Origin of the sequence: Vibrio sp. 10N.261.51.F11 (genome assembly GCF_041471665.1) — a bacterium.
Taxonomy (GTDB): domain Bacteria; phylum Pseudomonadota; class Gammaproteobacteria; order Enterobacterales; family Vibrionaceae; genus Vibrio; species Vibrio crassostreae_C.
The window spans coordinates 34692-49475 of the sequence record NZ_JBFROW010000037.1 but is presented as its reverse complement, the minus strand read 5'-3'; the positions used below and the strand labels follow the sequence as shown (position 1 = coordinate 49475).

Below are 14784 nucleotides of genomic sequence, written 5' to 3'. Positions count from 1 at the left end.
CCGATCAAAGCAACAACAGACATAGGCAAGACTAGCCTAATATCTGACAATTTCATGACAAAATCAGCCAAAACGGGAATAAAGTACTCGCCCCCGATACGGGGTTGGATTTCACAAAGTAAGATTAACTAACTATAGTAATCCTAACCTCATAATTCTAAGAGACTTTTATGCGTTCACTTTCGCGCTTCTTAATCTTCACTTTGGCCATTCTCTCTTGGCCGAGTCATGCCAACTTGGAATATGACTTACAATCTCAGCCTCAGGTATCTAATAGTGCTGTAGATCTGGATAAGCGTATTGATTCCCTACCTGATCCCCTCTTTATGGAGCAGTCGGACAGACGCCAAGTCAATATATTGCTCGCTGAAGTGCTACAAGTTCAAAAGCAGGAAATCAAAACCTTCGAGCAACAGATAAAAGCCTACAGAGCGAACAACGACGCCGATCAATGGTTTGCCGTGCAGACCAGCTACGTCACTTTGAATAGCTTGAACGCAAGTAAACAGCATCTTTTAGAGCAGACAAACTCCGCGAATAAAGAGCGCTTAACCGGTTTTGGTCCATACGGCGTGACTCAATTTAAACAAGAGTGGGAATTAACCAAGCTCAATATTGAGTATCTTGTTTACTTCCAAATTCGTAGCTTTAAAGCATTAGTTAAAGACATTTTCATTTCTCCAGTGCCTGTCATTTGGGCTTCTCTAAAGGTGCTGTTTATTTACTTCGGTTTAGTATGGTGGCTTGCCAACAGCACTCGCTTGATTGAGTTGTTTCGAGTTAACTTTCTTGAAGCGAAAACGAACCCTCCTTTTTTGGTTCGTGTGATTTGGTATATCAGCCGCGCTGAGCGTGCGATTGCTTGGTTAATCGCTATCACACTTTCTTTGAGAGTGCTTTCTAGCATCCCTAGCCTGCAGCACCTGATTTTCCTAGAAATATTCACGTGGTGGATTCTAGGTGGTTCGATTGCTATCAGCTTTATTCTTGAATTTGCGTATCGCTTGGGTCGCACATCAAACCAAGAAGTCATCGCGCTGAGACTATCGACTATTCGTCGCTATGTTTGGAGTATTATTGTTGCAGGTCTGACTTTGCAGATATCGAGCATCACACTGGGTAAAGGCACCATTTACAGCTGGATTTACAGTGCGCTGTTTTTCTGGTTCGTGCTGGTCACGATATCGGTACTTAGATTATGGCGAGCGAAAGTCTTCGATACGCTGCAACACATCTCTGATCGTCCGGTATGGGTGAACTGGGCAGTAAACCGCAAGGATACCTTCTTACTTAATATATTGGCGACGGCCATTGGCATCGTATGGTTGAGTGTTTACAACTTCCAACACCGCATCATGGCCTTACTGTCTAATTACACACTGTTTAGCCAAGCTTTGGCGTACCTGTTTAGAATTGAAGTGGCTAAGCAGTCTGACCTTGACAAGAATCAGCAAAACTTGGTTCGAATCAAAGGCGATCAAACCTATGAATACATTCTTCCGGGTAATATCGACAGCACGCTGATTGATTACGCCGGTGATGAGGTTAAGCAACTGTCTCGCTACTTGATGTCAGACAGCCCTGCTATCTGTATTGTTTCAGGTGAACGTGGTGTGGGCGCAACAACGCTGCTTTATACACTGCTGCACAAAGTCTCTAACGCTGAACCTGTCTACGTAAGTTGCCCTTACGCTGGTTATCAAGAGCTGTTAGCGCATCTAGCGGTGAGCATCGGCTTGGAAGAAAAAGCGACTGAGATTCAGATCTTGGCTCACCTTCGTAAAAGCAAGACCACGTACTTGATTGCGATCGATAATGCACAACGTCTAGTTAAGCCAATGGTTGGCGGCTTGTCTGATCTGATACGTTTAACCAATCTACTGCGTCGTTCTAAAAAGAACCACCGTGTCGTGATATCGATCGCCAAATCAAGCTGGCGGTTTGTCGATCGAGCGCGTGGCGAACGTTTGCTGTTTGACTTGGTGTGTTTCCTTCCGCGTTGGACAGAGAAACAAGTCGGTGAGCTTCTAAATAGCCGTATTAATACGGAGCTTGAGAAGCCGTTATCGTTTGATGGTTTGGTGGTGCCTAAACAGTGGGACCAAGATGACATGAGCGAGGAAGATCGCGCACGCCAAGGCTTCTACCGAATCTTGTGGCATTACTCTGATGGTAACCCTACCGTTGCGTTGCGCTTCTTCCGACTCTCATTGAATCGAAACAAAGATACCGATCAAGCCGTGGTGCGCTTGTTCCATGTTCCAGAAGCACAAGAACTAGAAAACATGCCAAAACCTATGCTGGCTGTGCTTCGTTCTATCGTGCAGTTGGAAATCGCGTCTCCGGAAGTCTTGTCTGATTGTACGCAGCTAAGCACGGCTGAGATAACCGGCATTCTGCGTTACTTTGAAAGCCGTGGTTATATTGGTTGGCATGAAGAAAAGGCTCGAATTTCCGAGCACTGGTTCCGCCACATTACTAACGTTCTCGACCGTCAACATCTACTGGTGAAGTAAAATGAAGAAGTTATTTATCCTACTATTTGTTGGCTTGGCAAGTGCTGTCAGTTTCCCGATCTTTGCGACGGAAGAGTTAGCCAATGTAGAAAACATCTCAAAGATAGCGAGTCTAGTGCGATGGAGCGGCGTGTTCTTCTCCATGATCGTTATTGCGGCGATGTGGTTACTGCTTAAGTTTATCAACTCGATGGTGACCAGTTTTGGTAGCCAATTCGTGCAATACCGAATGCTGCTACAGAAACTGCAGTCGTTTACTCAGTTCTTTATCTATGTGAGCACAGGTCTTATTGTGTTCATGATGAGCTTTAGAATCAACGACCAAATACTGGCTTTGATTGGTGGTACCCTCGCCGTGTCAGTCGGCTTTGCGCTTAAAGATTTGGCAGCTTCATTCATCGCGGGCATCACGGTAATGATTGATAGGCCCTTTCAAGTTGGTGACCGCGTCACGTTCGAAGGCAACTACGGTGATATCATTACCATTGGTTTGCGTTCAGTGCGAATGAGAACCCTGAACGATGACATCATTACCATTCCGAACAACAAGTTCTTAAATGAAGTGACCACCAGTGGTAACTACGGTGCGTTGGACATGCAGGTGGTGATTCCGTTTTACGTTGGTATGGATGAAGACATCACCCTAGCCCGCGATCTGATTCAAGAAGCGGCGTCTTCAAGTCGTTATATCCACTTGCCGAAACCTGTAACGGTTTTGGTTAAACAGACGATTACCGATAACTACCTAGCAATACAGCTAACTTGTAAGGCTTACGTTGTGGATACTGCGTATGAGAAGCTGTTTGAAACCGACATTACTTTGCGTGTGATGAAAGAGTTTAAGAAGCACAACATCAACCCACCGAAAATTTCAGTAGCGGCGCATTAGGCTGATGCTTTAGACGTTTGTTGCTTATAGCAAATGACTAGCCATAAATAAAAACACCTCCGAACTTATCGCAAGTGCGGAGGTGTTTTTTATGAGCTTTTTATCTTTAAGCTAATAGTCCTATTGATGCTAAACCTTAAAGTATTTCAATTGCTCAGTAAGGTGTTCTGTAGTGTTCGCCATTTTCTGACTGTCTTCTGCGAGCGATTGTGAGGCTTGGAGTACCTCATTTGCAGCGAGATGAATCCCAGTAACACTTTCACTCATTTCAGTGGCTACCGTGCTTTGCTGCTCTGAGGCTGCGGCTATCTGTGCGACCATGTCATTAGCGTTATGCAGTTCATTCACAATCACATCGAGTTGCTGGCGAGTTTCGTTAGACGCGATAACGCTGTGATCAACCTTCTCGTTGCTGCTTTGCATTGCCTTAAAGGTGCGTTCTGCTTGTTGAGTCAGTTTCTCAATCGTGGATTGCACTTCGTTAGTTGAATTCTGAGTGCGGCTAGCAAGGTTACGGACTTCATCAGCAACAACCGCAAATCCTCTGCCTTGCTCTCCTGCACGCGCCGCTTCTATCGCCGCGTTGAGCGCTAACAAGTTCGTTTGTTCTGATACATCACGAATCACACCAACAACTTGGCTTATTTCAGTCACGCCTGATTGCAGATCTCTGACTAAGTTGTTCGCGATCGAAATGTTCTCTGAAACCTGAGATATAGTATCAGACGTTACTTGCATGTTTCGGTCGTTCTGGTTTGCGTGGTCGACAACCTTATTGGTGCTAGCCGCGGTATTTTCGGCATTCACAGCGACATCAGAAATGGTCGCGCTCATCTCTGTCATTGCAGTCGATAGTAATTCAAGCTGTGCATGTTGTGAGTTAACACTGGTTGCTGCTTCTTCACTGGCTTGTGCAATGTGACTCGCCATGTTGCTGGATAAGTCCGCAGATTCATTGGCTGTGCGAAGCGTGCTTTGCAGTTTGTCGAGCATGGTATCTATTTGCTGACTCATATCACCCAGTTCATCTTTTCGTGTCATGTTCATGCGTACACGAAGATCGCCATCGGCTATCTTATGGGTGTTGTCGATAAGCTTGTTAAGTGGCACGAGGATGTTATTGGAAATTGCGTAACCCATCGCAAACAACAATCCTGACAATACGACCGCAACCAATCCCTCTTTGAGCGCCAATGCATAGAACGCGTCTTGGATGTCCGCAACCAGGATGCCCGAGCCAACAATCCAATTCCATTCTGGGAACAGCTGTACGTAGGAAATCTTGTCTTTGAGTTCACCTTGCGGGCTCATCCACTGGTAATCAAGAAAGCCTTTCTCTTCTGGAGTCCGAGAAATGGTGACCATCTCACGCCAGTGGTGTTTACCCGCACCATCTTTAAAATTACCCGCGTTCTTACCATTGAGTTCAGGCTTTAATGGATGGATAACAACGTTGAGTTGTTGGTTTAAGATCCAGAAGTAATTGGTGGTGTCATAACGAAGGGTTTCGATGGCTTGAAGTGCTTGTTTTTTTGCGACCTCTTCACCGAGCACACTGCGTTGGTTGTAATAGTAGCTCGCTAAGCTGACCGCAGTTTCGACTTGAGCACTGAGCTTATCTTGGCGCTCTTGCATGGAACTAGCACGTTGCTGCATTAGGTTAAAAGTGGACGCCATTACCAATAGAACAACCGATAAAATGACGATGGAGACGAGTTTTGATTTGATAGATAAGTTACTTAATTTCATAGCTGACTGACTTTATTATTTGTTTTGATTATGGATTTTCGGCCAAGGTATCAAAATTTCGTACAGTTCAGATGATATGCATCAAGATCAAAGGATATACACTGTGTTACATAACCAAAAAGAGGTGCTCGTCAAACCGGCAGAGGTTGAGATTTGGTTTGCGATAGATTAGTAGTGCGGGATTTTCGTGCTTGGGCTAAAACGTTCGTGTAATAGCCCAAGCGCGTTAGAAGTATTATCAGATGATAATGTCGGTGAATAAGTTCTTAGAACTTATAGGTTTGATACTAGCAATTGAGGTGTCGCTTTCTGTTGAAGATAGATACTAAAGCAGCTCCCCTTACCTACCTCCGATTCAACTCGGATCTCGCCGCCAGTTTGGCTCAATATACTCTGAGAGACTGACAAACCTAATCCCGTACCATCACGTTTGGTGGTATAGAAAGGCGAGAAGATGCGTTTCAGTTGTTCTTCCTTAATACCGCAGCCTTCATCTTGAACATGAACGATAGCGCCATGAGACACACCATTTTCAACCCAGTCTTCACTCGAAATGGTTAACGTGCCCTGTCCTTCCATTGCATGAATGGCGTTCATTTGTAGGTTAACCAGAATCTGCAGTAATTGGTTTCGGTTCACTTCGACTGAAGTTTTAGCGTTCAGCTGTGATACGTACACAATGCCTTTCTTCTTCGCGCCTGTTTTTACGAGCGTAATACTTTCATCGACAATTGGATTGATATGTTGCCACGTAATTTCGTCTTGTACGCCGCCGTGACGGCTGTATTGAAGCAGGCTTCGTGTGATGTTTCGAATTCGGTCAATCTGCTCCATGATCGCGTGAACTTCTTCGTCTACACGGTTCACTTCATCGCCCAGTTCAAACTTCATCAGCTCAACGTTGCCAAGAATCACGGCGGTTGGGTTATTGATCTCATGAGCAATACCCGCCGTTAATTCACCTAATGCGGCCAGTTTTTCATTGACCACCAGCTTATCTCTGGCTTGATTGAGAAGCTTGATGTGCAGTTCGAGCTCTTCGGTTTTCTCTTTCAAACTCGCGGTACGAGAATGCACTTTGCACTCAAGTTCAGATGCCGCTTGTTGAATCTCTTGATTACGCTCGTGCAGTAGATCCAACATCTTATCGAACTGTTTAGCGAGCAGTGTCAGTTCGTGTTGATCATCCAAACCTAGCGTACCAATTCGCTTGTCTTGTCCCATCTGGACTAGCTTGACGACCTTATGGATGCGTTCAATTGGGTTGAAAAGATCACGCGCGCCACGGTGAACGATCAAACCGGATGCCAACAGCAGCAACACAATGGTAATGCTGATTTCGCCAAGGTTGGTCAAGTAGGTTTCTATCAGCGGCCAAATCAAATAACCGGTGTAAAGCATACCAATCACATTATTAAACTGGTCATGGATTGGTTGGTAAGCTGTGATGTACCAAGCATCGTAAACATACGCTCGATCTAGCCACTCTTTGCCTTCATTCAAGACTTTCGAGTGCACCTCGTGAGAGACACGCGTACCAATGGCGCGCCCTACACTGTCTTCACTGCTCAAAGGCACGTTGGTGCTAACACGAAGATCATCAAGGAAAACAGTAACCGTACCAATATGACGATTAAAACCTTCTCGTTGTGGATAGATAAGGTTACTGATCTGATCGACAAGTTGAGTGCTGTTATTCAGTAAGATCCCACCATCCAGAAAACCAATCACATGATCATGTTCGTCTTTGATGGATACAACGGTTCGGCTTACCAATCCGCGGGTCTCAACTTCTTGCCCATTGAGCATCGGAACTTCCGCTTTTTTAGCGAGGTCACGATCGAGATAATTGAGTTCATTACGGCTTAAGACACTGAAAAACGAAGACTTGTGAGTTAAGTTTAGATACTCGAGTTTCTTCTCCATGCTCTCGACACTGCGCCAACGTAGAAAATCGAGCTCATAGCGAGATTTGTTTTCAGACACCCAGCGCGTTAGCTCTTCATGTGAAAGCTCACTCGCGAGTTTGGTTCGAAAGTTATAAGACTCGGCAAACGCACGAACGTTGTATGCTTGCTGATTTTGGATCAGGTGAATACTGTTATCGGCAACATCCAAACGTTCATCAACATCAATCAGAGCGCCCTGCCACGTGTAATGGATTGACCAATACAGTGTGATAGCCACAAGCGCGCACAAGGTCAGAATGATAGGAGCAGATGTCAGGAATAATAAGCGGTAGCGAACCATGGTTTTGAATCGGAACGCCCACTTTGACCACCAACGACGTCTAATCGGCATATTCAGAGCCTTCCGTGTTCCAATCTTTGTATTTACGTTCTAGCGTTTTACGTGCCACGCCAAGATCTCTTGCAGCTGCCGATTTATTGCCATCATGGAAACTAACAAGCTGTTCTATGTGAGATTTTTCCACTTCTTTGAGTGTCCAAGTGTTTGGATAACCCTCGGCAACATCTGCATTATTCAAGTTTGGCATCTCTGCACCGTGTGACACCGTCACTGAAATACTAGCAGGAACAGGATCGCCATTGATCTCGCGCCAATAGTGTGCTGGTGGCTTGTCTAAAAGAATGCATCGCTCGACTAAGTTTTTAAGCTCACGAATATTTCCCGGCCATTCGTATTCGTTCATCGCCAAGATATCTTCATGTGCCCAATTAGGAACAGGCATGCCAAGCTCGCTCGATAAAAGACGAGTAAAGTATGGAACAAGCTCAATTAAATCTGATGAACGCTCTCTCAATGGCACCACATCAATCTTAAGTACATTGAGTCGGTAGAACAGATCGCGACGGAAGTGTCCTTTATCGACCTCTTCTTGAAGATTTCGGTTGGTCGCCGCCACTACTCGTACGTCAACGGAAATTTCCTTCTCGCTACCGACTGGACGAATGGTTCTTTGCTCTAACACGCGTAACAATGCAGCTTGCATTGGCAGTGGCATTTCACCGATTTCATCAAGGAACAAGGTGCCACCACTTGCGACTCGGAAAAGACCTTCACGGTTTTTCTTCGCACCAGTAAATGCGCCTGATGTATGTCCAAACAGTTCACTTTCTAGAAGCTCTGGAGCAATCGCACCACAGTTGATTGGCACAAATGGACCTGTGCGTTTACTGGCTTCATGTACACCACGAGCAACTAACTCTTTACCCGTACCTGACTCACCTTCTATAAGAACGGATGCTCTTGACGGTGCAAATTGACTGATCAGCAATTTAAGCTGTTTAGTTTTGTCTGAATTGCCGATCAATTCGGTCTTGATATGACGGCTAACATCACGCTTCAACGCGTACTGCATTCTTTGATCAAGTCGCTTATCCATACAACGCAGAACCGCTTGTATCATCTGTTCGAGGTTGAACGGCTTAAGAATAAAATCTGAAGCACCAAGCTTAAGCGCGGATATGGTCATCTCTAGATCGGCATAACCCGTCATGAAAATCACATCGGCGCGTTTGTCGTTGTCGTTAAACGCCTCTTCCCACTCAATGCCAGAGCGGCCTGGTAGGTTGATATCAAGGACAATCAGATCAAAATGTTCGCTTGAACGCAGCGTTTCAGCCTCTTCAACCGACCCTGCGCTCGACACCTTGCCAAAGAACTTACCTAGTGCTTTCTTTAAGATAGCCTGCATACCCAATTCATCATCGACGACCAAAACGGAAAAGGCCTGATACTGAGTCAATGTGTTCGGGTTGAGATTGGATGCAGATGAACTAGGTAAAGACATAATGATTAGCCGGTGAGAAAAGTTGGGACAGAGTGTACCAATTAACCTTTTCTCCAACAGGGACAATGTGCGACATTTTGTCCTAGCTCATGTTTTGATTCATTTTAGAGGGCTAAATGACGCAGTTTTGTCCGAAATAACAGCAATTTAATGAGATCTGATGCATGATTTATTGGCATTAAGATTGCTTATAAGGTGTAGATTTCTAATTACAACAATTAGCGTCTTATGCACATGCCCTTTTTTGAGCCCTTTAAAACTGAAGGCATGTCATTCATTTATAACAGAATGGACATAATAATAATGAAAGCAATTCCCCTAACTATTGCAGCTCTATCTATCGTCAGTTACACGGCTAGCAGCGCGGAAGACACCACTCATATTAAGTTGGCGACAACCACAAGTACTTATCACTCTGGTCTACTGGACTACTTATTACCTGAGTTCGAAAAAGATTCTGGTATCAAAGTTGATGTTTTAGCGGCGGGTACAGGTAAATCACTTCGCATGGGTGAGAATGGCGATGTAGACCTAGTGATGACTCACGCACCAAAGGCTGAAGCGAATTTCGTTGAACAAGGTTACGGGGTTCTACCTCGCAAGCTGATGTACAACGACTTTGTCATTGTTGGTCCTCAAAGCGATCCAGCGAAGATCGAATCTCAAAAAGCAGTGACTGATGTGTTCAAAGCAATCGCGAACAATAACGTGACCTTCGTTTCTCGTGGTGACGACTCTGGTACTCATAAGAAAGAGATGGGTATTTGGGCACAAACTAAAATGGAACCAAACTTCGGTGGTTATCGCAGTGTTGGTCAAGGCATGGGCCCTACTCTGAACATGGCGTCAGAGATGCAAGGCTACACCATGACAGACCGTGGTACTTGGTTGGCTTACCAAAACAAATTGGATCTTAAAATCCTTTTCCAAGGTGACAAGAACCTCTTCAACCCTTACCAAGTGATTCTGGTTAACCCTGAGCGCTACCCAAGCATTAACTACCAAGCTGCGAAAGTATTCAGTGATTGGTTGGTTAACCCTAAAGGTCAGAAACTGATTAACGACTTTAAACTGCATGGAAAACAACTGTTTGTTGCAAGCGCAGAATAGTTTGTTGTAAGTGAACCGTCGTTTTCTGTAAGTAAAAGTAGCGCTAAGGGTTCAACCCGAATCAATTAGCGCTACGCTTAACTAAACAGTTAACGAAGCACCTAAGCAATGTCGCTTTAAAAACTGTCTTGTTTTTACAGCAACTCGCTATAAAGCTGTCTCACTTTAATATCGTTCACGCTTAACAACACATTCATGTTTAGAAACGCAACCATGCTTAAGAACAATAGCTGACCAATACACACTCAAATAGTTAGTGTCAGCTATGATTAACATCAGTCACTACCGATAAAACCTATTATCGATTTACACGAGATACTTCATGACCCTATGGCAAACAACGATTGATGCAATGAATCTACTGGTGAGTTTTGACCACGAATTGTGGAAAATCGTCGCGGTATCCTTCAGCGTATCTTTGTCCGCCATTTCATTGGTGATTGTTCCTGCAATCCTTATGGCTTTCTTATTGGCTTACACCGAGTTCCCCGGGAAATGGGCTCTGCTTTCAGTGATCAACACCCTGCAAGCGATCCCTACTGTGGTTATCGGTTTGTTGATGTACATGATGCTTTCTCGCTCTGGCCCGTTAGGTGATTGGCAATTGCTGTTCACCCAAAAGGCGATGATTCTAGGTCAGATGGTGATCTGTTTCCCTATCCTAGTTGCGATGATGCACGGTGCTCTGCAGGCCAGTGACCGCCGAGCGGTAGAAACAGCGCGCACACTTGGCGTATCAACGACTCGTGTGGCGTGTACGTTAATTTGGGAAACGCGCTTCCCTCTTTTAGCTGCAACTATCGCTGCCTTCTCTCGTATCGTCACTGAGGTTGGTTGTTCAATGATGGTCGGTGGCAACATTATGGGGATGACAAGAAACATCCCAACAGCTATCGCTATGGAAAGCCACAAAGGCGCATTCGCTCAAGGCGTCGCCCTCGGTATGGTGTTATTAGCATTGGCATTAGCCCTTAACTTTTTCCTTTCCAGTGTGAGAGGAAAAGGCTATTTAAGAACTTAGGAACGCTGTCATGAGTATAAAAATAACAACGCAGCAAATTTCAATGCGCTACAAAGAGCGTGTTTTGTTCCATATTCCCGAATTGTCGATCGGCCCCAACGATGCCATTTATCTCAAAGGAGATAATGGTGTGGGTAAAACGACCCTACTTAAAATATTGTCTGGATTGATTCAGCCGAGCTCTGGCCGCATTCAATCTCCAACACAGAGCTGGCAACAAAGATTATTCCCACGGCTCAAGTTCAAAGACATCATCTACCTGCATCAAACCCCCTATCTTTTTGATGGCTCGGTGTACCAAAATGTCGCTTATGGCATTCGCTTTAACAAAGAGAGCCAAAAAGATAAGCGAGCTCAAATAATTAATGCATTGAGAATGGTAGGTTTAGAAACCCTGGCAGATGAGCACATTTCTGTGTTGTCTGGCGGTGAGCGTCAACGCGTAGCAATGGCTCGAGCTTGGATTCTTAAGCCGTCAATCTTGCTAATGGATGAACCAAGTGCCTCTTTAGACAAAGAATCTATTGAAAGATTGGTGATAATGGCCGAAGATCTTCTTCAAAGAGGCGCGAGTTTAGTCATCACTAGTCACCAAACTAACGCGTTAACCGACTTATGTAAGAAGCAATGGTGGATCAAAGACAATACTTTGACCGAATCGCCGCTTCTGCAAGTTATTCAGAAAGATAAAGCACAAGAGAATATTTATGCTGCTTCCAACGCAAACTAGTTGGGTTATTTTGGCTGGCGGACAGGCCAGCCGCATGGGCGGAAAAGATAAAGGACTTGTTGAGCTCAACGGTTCTCCGCTTATTCAATACGTTATAAACAAGCTGTCACAACAAGATGTCAGCATCACCATCAATGCCAACCGTAACTTAGACAGTTACCAAGCATTTGCTCCGGTTGTTTCCGATTCCTTCCCTGACTATCCAGGTCCATTGGGCGGCATTCATGCTGGCCTTAAAAACGCGAGTACAGACTGGGTCGGCTTTGTCCCTTGCGACAGCCCACAAATCAGTGACGACCTTGTTGAGCGTTTTTGTTCTGCAGTTAAAGAAGACAGTGACATTCTTGTCGCGCATGATGGCGAATTTAAGCAACCTGTATTCACCCTATTCCACAAACGTGTTCTGCCAAAGCTAGAAGCGTTTTTGGAACGTGGTGATCGTAAAATCATCTTGCTATACAAAGAGTGTGTTACCGAATACGTTGATTTCAGCGATTCTCCTAACTGCTTTGTTAATCTCAACACGCCAGAAGAACTCACCCAATTCGGAACGCTTCAATAATGAAAGATTCTAAACAACGCCCTAACCTTCCTTTATTGGGCTTTGCTGCTTATAGCGGTACAGGCAAAACGACCGTACTTGAAGCCCTGCTTCCTCTGTTGACTGATGCGGGTTTAAAAGTTGGCGTGTTAAAACATGCTCACCACGATTTTGATGTCGATAAGCCGGGTAAAGACAGTTACCGCTTACGTAAAGCGGGCGCGAACCAAATGTTGATTGCATCGCGTAATCGTCACGTGATGATGACAGAAACACCAGAAGCCGAAGCAGATTTTTATTACCTGCTGACTCGATTTGATACCAACACCCTTGATCTGATTTTGGTTGAAGGCTGTAAGAACATCGCCTTCCCTAAAATTGAACTGCACCGAGATGAAGTGGGCAAACCTTGGTTATATCCAAACGATAACAACATTATTGCTATCGCGGCAGACAGCCAAGTGGAATCCGAGCTGCCACAAATGACGATCAGCGACTTAGAAGCGATTCGTGATTTCATTATTGAATATGCTCAGTCGTTTGACGGTTCCTCGAAAATAAGCGAAACCGCTTCTTGTTCGTCTTCAAAAGACAACACACCCGCAGTGTGTTGTGATTCGTTCTCTCCTGCTGGTTTAACCGTTACTCAAGGCCAACAAAAGATTGTGGATAGTATTGACGCACTTGACCTAACAGAGAGTGTTGAACTATTGCAGGGCTACGGTCGTGTGTTGGCTGAAGATGTGATCTCGCCAATCAATGTGCCTCAAAACACCAACTCAGCAATGGATGGCTACGCAATTCGTAGCGAAGATTTAGAACTGGATAGTTACCAACTGGTTGCTGAAGTTATGGCTGGTCACAGCTACGACAAAACCGTTCAACAAGGTGAAGCCGTTAAGATCATGACGGGTGCACCAATGCCTGAAGGTGTTGATGTGGTTGTGATGCGTGAGCAAGCCGTTCAAGAAGGCGACACAGTTAGCTTCCCAGACGCTAAAATCTCCGTAGGACAAAATGTCCGTATGGCTGGTGAAGATTTAGAAATCGGCCAACCTGTCTTTACACGTGGAACACGCATCGAAGCGCCAGAAATGGGCATGATGGCGTCGTTAGGTTTTGGCAACTGCCCTGTTCTGCGTAAAGTTAAAGTGGGTGTGTTCTCGACGGGTGATGAAGTTCAAGCACCGGGCAGCGAGCAAAAACCAAACTCTATCTACGACTCGAACCGTTTTACTATCATCGGCATGCTTCAAAAGCTTGGCTGTGACATCGTTGATTACGGTATCATTGAAGATGATGAGCAGAAGATGATGGATGTTCTGCATTCAGCGTCGCTTGAAACCGATATGGTTCTGACTTCTGGTGGCGTATCTGTCGGTGATGCGGATTACATCAAGCTTGCGTTAGATAAGCTGGGTGAAATCAATTTCTGGCGTATCAATATGCGTCCGGGTCGCCCTCTTGCTTACGGCAAAATTGAAGACAAACCTTTCTTCGGTTTACCGGGTAACCCAGTTGCTGTGATGGTGTCGTTCATTAACTTTGTAGAGCCAGCGATCCGTAAGCTACAAGGTCAAACGAACTGGACACCAGTAAAAGCAAATGCTGTAGCAACTGAACAACTGCGCTCACGCCAAGGCCGTACTGAATTTAGCCGTGGTGTGTTCTCGATGAATGAATCTGGCGTGCTTGAAGTGAAAACAACGGGCAAGCAAGGTTCAGGTATTCTGCGTTCAATGAGTGAAGCGAACTGCTTAATCGAAATCTCTCCAGCAGTTGATACTGTGAAAGTTGGCGAGACAGTGACGATCATTCCTCTGCAAGGTCGCGTTTGATTCAAAACAAACACCTAAATTGACTTAGCAGCTTTTTAATTAACTTAGCTGCTTTTTAAATGATTTGGAAGATCTTCGCCAAAACATAAACGAAGCCCCTATATAGATTTTTCAATGTTAAGGGGCTTTTGTTTTTTTCGTTTCGTGAAAAAACAACCTGTTCGTTTCCTAAAAGACAAATAGCTTAAATTACGCTAAACGTTTAGAACGATAATCTTAAGATTTCTTACCATTACCTTGAGCCACGTACGGTTTTTATGTAGAGTGCGCGCAAAGTAATAATTCTATTGGAGAGCAACCATGGCTCGTACCATTCTGTACACTTACAAAGACGAAGACAAAGAGTTACTGTTTTCAAAACAAGAACACCGCACGATCCAAGAAGCTGTTGCTGCAGCTGAAGGCATCGATATCTCTGAGTATCTAAAAACTGAGCAACAGCTTGAGTTGATTTCTGATACTAAAGCGGTTCGCAACTACCAAGACAACTACTTCCGCAAGCTTGGCTTTACTAAGCTTACGTTGAAGCAAAAAGACAATCTTGGTGTTGGTAAAAAGAAGAAGTAAGCCCTCTTGGCTCTTTTCTTGATATGTCGTTTCTAGCTTTTCGTTTGTAGTTAACAGCTAACAGCTAAA

Annotated in this window: 11 protein-coding genes; 8 read left to right on the top strand and 3 right to left on the bottom strand. The window is 44.8% G+C overall.

Annotated features, from left to right (window positions below; genetic code table 11):
• Window positions 1-170 precede the first annotated feature (170 nt).
• Together AB4351_RS12900 and AB4351_RS12895 are read left to right on the top strand one after the other, a co-directional pair.
• The gene (locus tag AB4351_RS12900) at window positions 171-2516 is read left to right on the top strand and encodes an ATP-binding protein (RefSeq protein ID WP_372126202.1); all 2346 of its coding nucleotides are present in this window, start codon (window positions 171-173) and stop codon (window positions 2514-2516) included.
• A gap of 1 nt (window position 2517) precedes the next feature.
• Window positions 2518-3405 carry a mechanosensitive ion channel family protein gene (locus AB4351_RS12895; RefSeq protein WP_017059614.1) on the top strand — a complete coding sequence of 296 codons (888 nt, stop codon included), beginning with the start codon at window positions 2518-2520 and terminating at the stop codon, window positions 3403-3405.
• Between the two features lie 129 nt (window positions 3406-3534).
• Here the strand turns inward: AB4351_RS12895 and AB4351_RS12890 are convergent, their stop codons facing one another.
• From AB4351_RS12890 to AB4351_RS12880, 3 genes are all read right to left on the bottom strand, one after another.
• Window positions 3535-5154, bottom strand: coding sequence for a methyl-accepting chemotaxis protein (locus AB4351_RS12890; RefSeq protein WP_372126200.1), 1620 nt, complete (start codon window positions 5152-5154; stop codon window positions 3535-3537).
• A 273-nt stretch (window positions 5155-5427) separates the two neighbouring features.
• The gene (locus AB4351_RS12885; protein ID WP_372126197.1) at window positions 5428-7455 is read right to left on the bottom strand and encodes a cache domain-containing protein; all 2028 of its coding nucleotides are present in this window, start codon (window positions 7453-7455) and stop codon (window positions 5428-5430) included.
• Window positions 7445-8908: a sigma-54-dependent transcriptional regulator gene (locus tag AB4351_RS12880; RefSeq protein ID WP_372126195.1), complete on the bottom strand. Its 1464-nt coding sequence runs from the start codon at window positions 8906-8908 to the stop codon at window positions 7445-7447. The genes AB4351_RS12885 and AB4351_RS12880 overlap by 11 nt, the downstream gene beginning before the upstream one ends.
• A 303-nt stretch (window positions 8909-9211) precedes the next feature.
• Here AB4351_RS12880 and AB4351_RS12875 point away from each other — a divergent pair, with 303 nt between their 5' ends.
• From AB4351_RS12875 to AB4351_RS12850, 6 genes are all read left to right on the top strand, one after another.
• Entirely contained in the window at window positions 9212-10018 is an 807-nt protein-coding gene (locus AB4351_RS12875; protein ID WP_017077255.1) for a substrate-binding domain-containing protein, read from the top strand.
• Between the two features lie 322 nt (window positions 10019-10340).
• A complete protein-coding gene (locus AB4351_RS12870) occupies window positions 10341-11039 on the top strand; it encodes an ABC transporter permease (protein WP_017067174.1) in 699 nt (232 codons plus the stop codon).
• Window positions 11040-11049: 10 nt separating this feature from the next.
• The gene (locus AB4351_RS12865) at window positions 11050-11769 is read left to right on the top strand and encodes an energy-coupling factor ABC transporter ATP-binding protein (RefSeq protein ID WP_017067175.1); all 720 of its coding nucleotides are present in this window, start codon (window positions 11050-11052) and stop codon (window positions 11767-11769) included.
• Entirely contained in the window at window positions 11747-12331 is a 585-nt protein-coding gene (mobA, locus tag AB4351_RS12860) for a molybdenum cofactor guanylyltransferase MobA (RefSeq protein WP_004733776.1), read from the top strand. Before AB4351_RS12865 ends, mobA begins: the two co-directional genes overlap by 23 nt.
• The gene (locus AB4351_RS12855; protein ID WP_372126193.1) at window positions 12331-14148 is read left to right on the top strand and encodes a bifunctional molybdopterin-guanine dinucleotide biosynthesis adaptor protein MobB/molybdopterin molybdotransferase MoeA; all 1818 of its coding nucleotides are present in this window, start codon (window positions 12331-12333) and stop codon (window positions 14146-14148) included. The genes mobA and AB4351_RS12855 overlap by 1 nt, the downstream gene beginning before the upstream one ends.
• A gap of 300 nt (window positions 14149-14448) precedes the next feature.
• Window positions 14449-14715: a DUF2960 family protein gene (locus tag AB4351_RS12850; RefSeq protein ID WP_017063882.1), complete on the top strand. Its 267-nt coding sequence runs from the start codon at window positions 14449-14451 to the stop codon at window positions 14713-14715.
• The last annotated feature ends 69 nt before the right edge of the window (window positions 14716-14784 follow it).